Annotated in this window: 1 protein-coding gene; it reads left to right on the forward strand. The window is 76.7% G+C overall.

What is annotated here, in order from left to right:
* Window positions 1–3,780 (forward strand): non-ribosomal peptide synthetase (locus D476_RS0129925; protein WP_017627556.1); only part of this gene is annotated, 3,780 nt, incomplete at both ends.

The following is a 3,780-nucleotide window of genomic DNA, read 5'->3' on the forward strand; positions in this document are numbered from 1 at the left end:
CACCTGGCCGCCTACGTCGTCCCCGCCGCCGGCGGGGCCGACCCCGCCGCCCTGCGCGCCGCGATGGCCGAGCGCCTGCCCGACTACATGGTCCCGTCGGTCTTCACCGTCCTGGACGCGCTCCCGCTGACCGAGAACGGCAAGATCGACCGCAAGGCCCTGCCCGCCCCCGACACGGCCCCCGCCGCCGAGGCCGAGGCGCCGCGCACCCCGCGCGAGGAGCAGGTGTGCCAGGCGTTCGCGCAGGTCCTCGGGGTGCCGTCGGTCGGCGTGCACGACGACTTCTTCGCCCAGGGAGGCCACTCCCTCCTCGCCACCCGCGCCGCCAACCTCGTGCGCGCCCAGTCCGGCCTGGCCGTGCGCGTGCGCGACGTCTTCGACGCCCCCACCCCCGCCCGCCTGGCGGACCTGCTCGACGAGCGCGCGGGTGAGGACCCGCGCCCCGCCCTGGTCGCCCGGACCGGCCCCGACGAGGACGCGCCGCTCTCCTACGCCCAGGAGCGCATCTGGTTCCACGAGCAGATGCACGGCCCCGGGGCCGCCTACAACGTTCCGCTCGCCTTCCGCCTGCGCGGCGACGTCGACCCGGACGCGCTCGCCGCAGCCCTGCGCGACACCGTGGAGCGGCATGAGGTCCTGCGGACCGTCTACGCCGACGACGGGGACGGGCCGCGTCCGCGTGTCCTGCCCATGGACCGGGTCCCCGCGCTACTGCGGACCCGTGACGCGTCGGGCGGCGCCTCCGCCGCGGCCGAGGAGCACTTGGCACGCCTCTTCCACACGCCCTTCGACGTGCGCACCGACGTCCCCGTCCGCGCCGAGCTGCTGCGCACGGCCCCCGGCGAGGCGGTCCTGGGCCTGTGCTTCCACCACATCGCCACCGACGAGTGGTCCGAGGGGCCGTTCGTCCGCGACCTCGACGCCGCCTACACCGCCCGCCGCGACGGCCGCGCCCCTGAGTGGTCGGCCCCGGCGGTCCGCTACACCGACTTCGCGCGTTGGCAGCGCGAACTCCTCGGGGACGAGACCGACCCGGCCTCCGCCATGGCCCGAGGGCTGGAGCACTGGCGGCGCGCCCTGGACGGGCTCCCGGCGGAGCTGCCGCTGCCCGCCGACCGGCCGCGCCCGGCCACCGCGGACGGCGCCGGGGACACCGTCGGGTTCGACCTCGACGCGGACACGGCCGCCGCGCTCCGCCGCTCGGCCGCCGAACACGGGGTCACCGCGTTCATGCTGCTGCAGGGGGCCGTCACGGCGCTGCTGCACCGGATGGGCGCCGGAGACGACATCGCCGTCGGTACCCCGGTGACCGACCGGACCGACGAGGCCCTGCACGACGCCGTCGGCATGTACCTGAACATGCTGGCCCTGCGCACCGACCTGTCCGGCGCGCCGACCGGCCGCGAGCTGCTGGCGCGGGTGCGCGAGGCCGACATCGCGGCGTTCGCCCACTCCGCCGTGCCCTTCGAGGCGGTGGTGCGCGAGTGCGACCCCGCCCGCTCGGCGGCGCGGCACCCGCTGTTCCAGGTGATGGTCACCTACCAGCGCGAGTCCGACCGCACGCGCCTGCTGGGCGCCGACGCGCAGGTGCACCCGGTGGACGTGGCCACCTCCAAGCTGGACCTGGAATTCACCTTCGCCGAGGTGCCCGGGCGGGAGGGGCTCGCCGCCACGCTGCGCTACGCCACCGCCCGCTTCGACCGGGCGACCGCCGAGAGCCTGGTGGAGCGCTTCCGGCAGGTGCTCATCCACCTGCTGGCCGCCCCGGACGTGCCGGTGGGCGAGTTCGAGGTGGTCTCCGACACCGAGCGCCGACGCCTGCTGGGCGGCGCCGGGGCCCAGGCGCGCCCGGTCGGCGCGGCCGGGCTGGCGGCGCGCATCGCGGCGTCCGCGGCCGAGCACCCGGAGCGGACGGCCGTCCAGGCGGGAGACGGCTCCCTGACCTACGGGGAGCTGTGGGCGCGGTCCGGCGCGGTCGCGGAGCGCCTGCGCGCCCACGGCGCCGGGGCGGGCTCGGTGGTGGCGGTCGTGCTGCCGCGCGGGGCCGACCTGCTCCCCGCGATCGTCGGCGCGCTGCGCACCGGTGCGGCCTACCTGCCGATCGACCCGGAGTTCCCGGCCGACCGCGTCGCGGCGATGGTGGAGGACTCCGGCGTGCGGCTGGCCGTGACGGCCCCCGGAGCGGAGGACCTCCTCCCCGAGGCGGTGGAGCGGGTGTCGGCCGGTACGGCCCCGGGAGGTGCCGCTCTCCCCGGTGGCTCGGAGGCCCGGACGGACGCCCGTGCTCCGCATCGGCGGGCCGGGGTCGGCGGCGGGCAGGCGACGCGCGCCGACCAGGACCGAACGGTGGACGGCGCCTCGGACGGGCACGGCGCCCCGTCCGCGACCGGAGGGACGCCGGCGGCCGACACGGCGGGCGGTGGGGCCGCTCCGGTCGGCGTGTCCGCCGTTGTCGGCCCTGTCCAGGACACACGCACCGGCCGGGGCGAGACAGAGCAGGCTCCCGTGGATGGGGGCGGTGCCGGTTCCGGGGCCGTGGAGTGGGCGTGGGCCGATTCGGCAGGCGAGGGGACCCTCTCGGCCACAGGACCGGCCGACACCCAGGCGGCGCCCGCAGGAAGGCCGGGGGAGCCGGGGCGCGGTTCGTCCAGGGACGACGCGGAGAAGCAGGTCCCCGGCGCCGAGCCCGGCGCCGACACCGCCGATGACACCGCCACACCCGCCGGGGCGACCGTCAGGCCCACCGAGCACGCGTATGCGGAACCCGACCCGGTCGTGGTCCTGGACGACGACGTCCTCGACCCCGTCCCCGCATCACCCGCCTACGTCCTCTACACCTCCGGTTCGACCGGGCGCCCCAAGGGGGTGGTGGTCCCGCACGGGGCCCTCCTCAACTTCCTTGAGGACATGGCCGACCGCTTCCCCCTCGTTGGGGAAGACCGCTGGCTCGCGGTGACCACTGTCGGCTTCGACATCTCGGCGCTGGAGATCTACCTGCCGCTGCTCTGCGGGGCGACGGTCGTTCTGGCCGACAAGGACACTGTGCGCGATCCCGCCGCCCTGGCCGATCTGGCCGAGGGGTCCGGGGCCACCATCGTCCAGGCCACGCCCACCCTGTGGCGTGCCCTCGCCGAGGAGCGCGCCCCGGTCCTCGAGGGCCTGCGCGTCCTTGTCGGCGGCGAGGCCCTGCCGCCTGATCTCGCGGACACCCTCGCCTCCCGCGCGCGTGAGGTGACCAACCTCTACGGGCCCACCGAGACCACCATCTGGTCCACCGCCTCACCCGTACACGCGGGGGAGCCGGTCGTCATCGGCACCCCCATCGCCAACACCGGCGTGTACATCCTCGGGCCCGACCTCCGGCCCGTGCCGCCCGGCGTCCCCGGTGACCTGTACATCTCCGGGGCGGGCCTGGCGCTGGGCTACGACGGCCGCCCGGACCTGACCGCCGAGCGGTTCACCGCCTGCCCCTTCGGCGCGCCGGGCGAGCGCATGTACCGCACCGGCGACCTGGCCCGGTGGCGCACCGACGGCGCCCTGGACTATCTCGGGCGCGGCGACCACCAGGTCAAGGTGCGCGGCTTCCGGATCGAACTCGGCGAGGTCGAGGCCGTCCTGACCCGCCTCCCCGGCGTCGCCCAGGGGGTCGTCGCCGCCCGCGAGGACGCCCACGGCCAGGCCTATCTGGCCGCCTACGCCGTCCCCGAACCGGACGCCCTGCCCGAGCCCGCCGCACTGCGGTCGGCCATGGCCGAGCGCCTGCCCGACTACATGGTCCCG

The organism is Nocardiopsis chromatogenes YIM 90109 (genome assembly GCF_000341185.1).
In the GTDB taxonomy this organism is placed as follows: domain Bacteria; phylum Actinomycetota; class Actinomycetes; order Streptosporangiales; family Streptosporangiaceae; genus Nocardiopsis_A; species Nocardiopsis_A chromatogenes.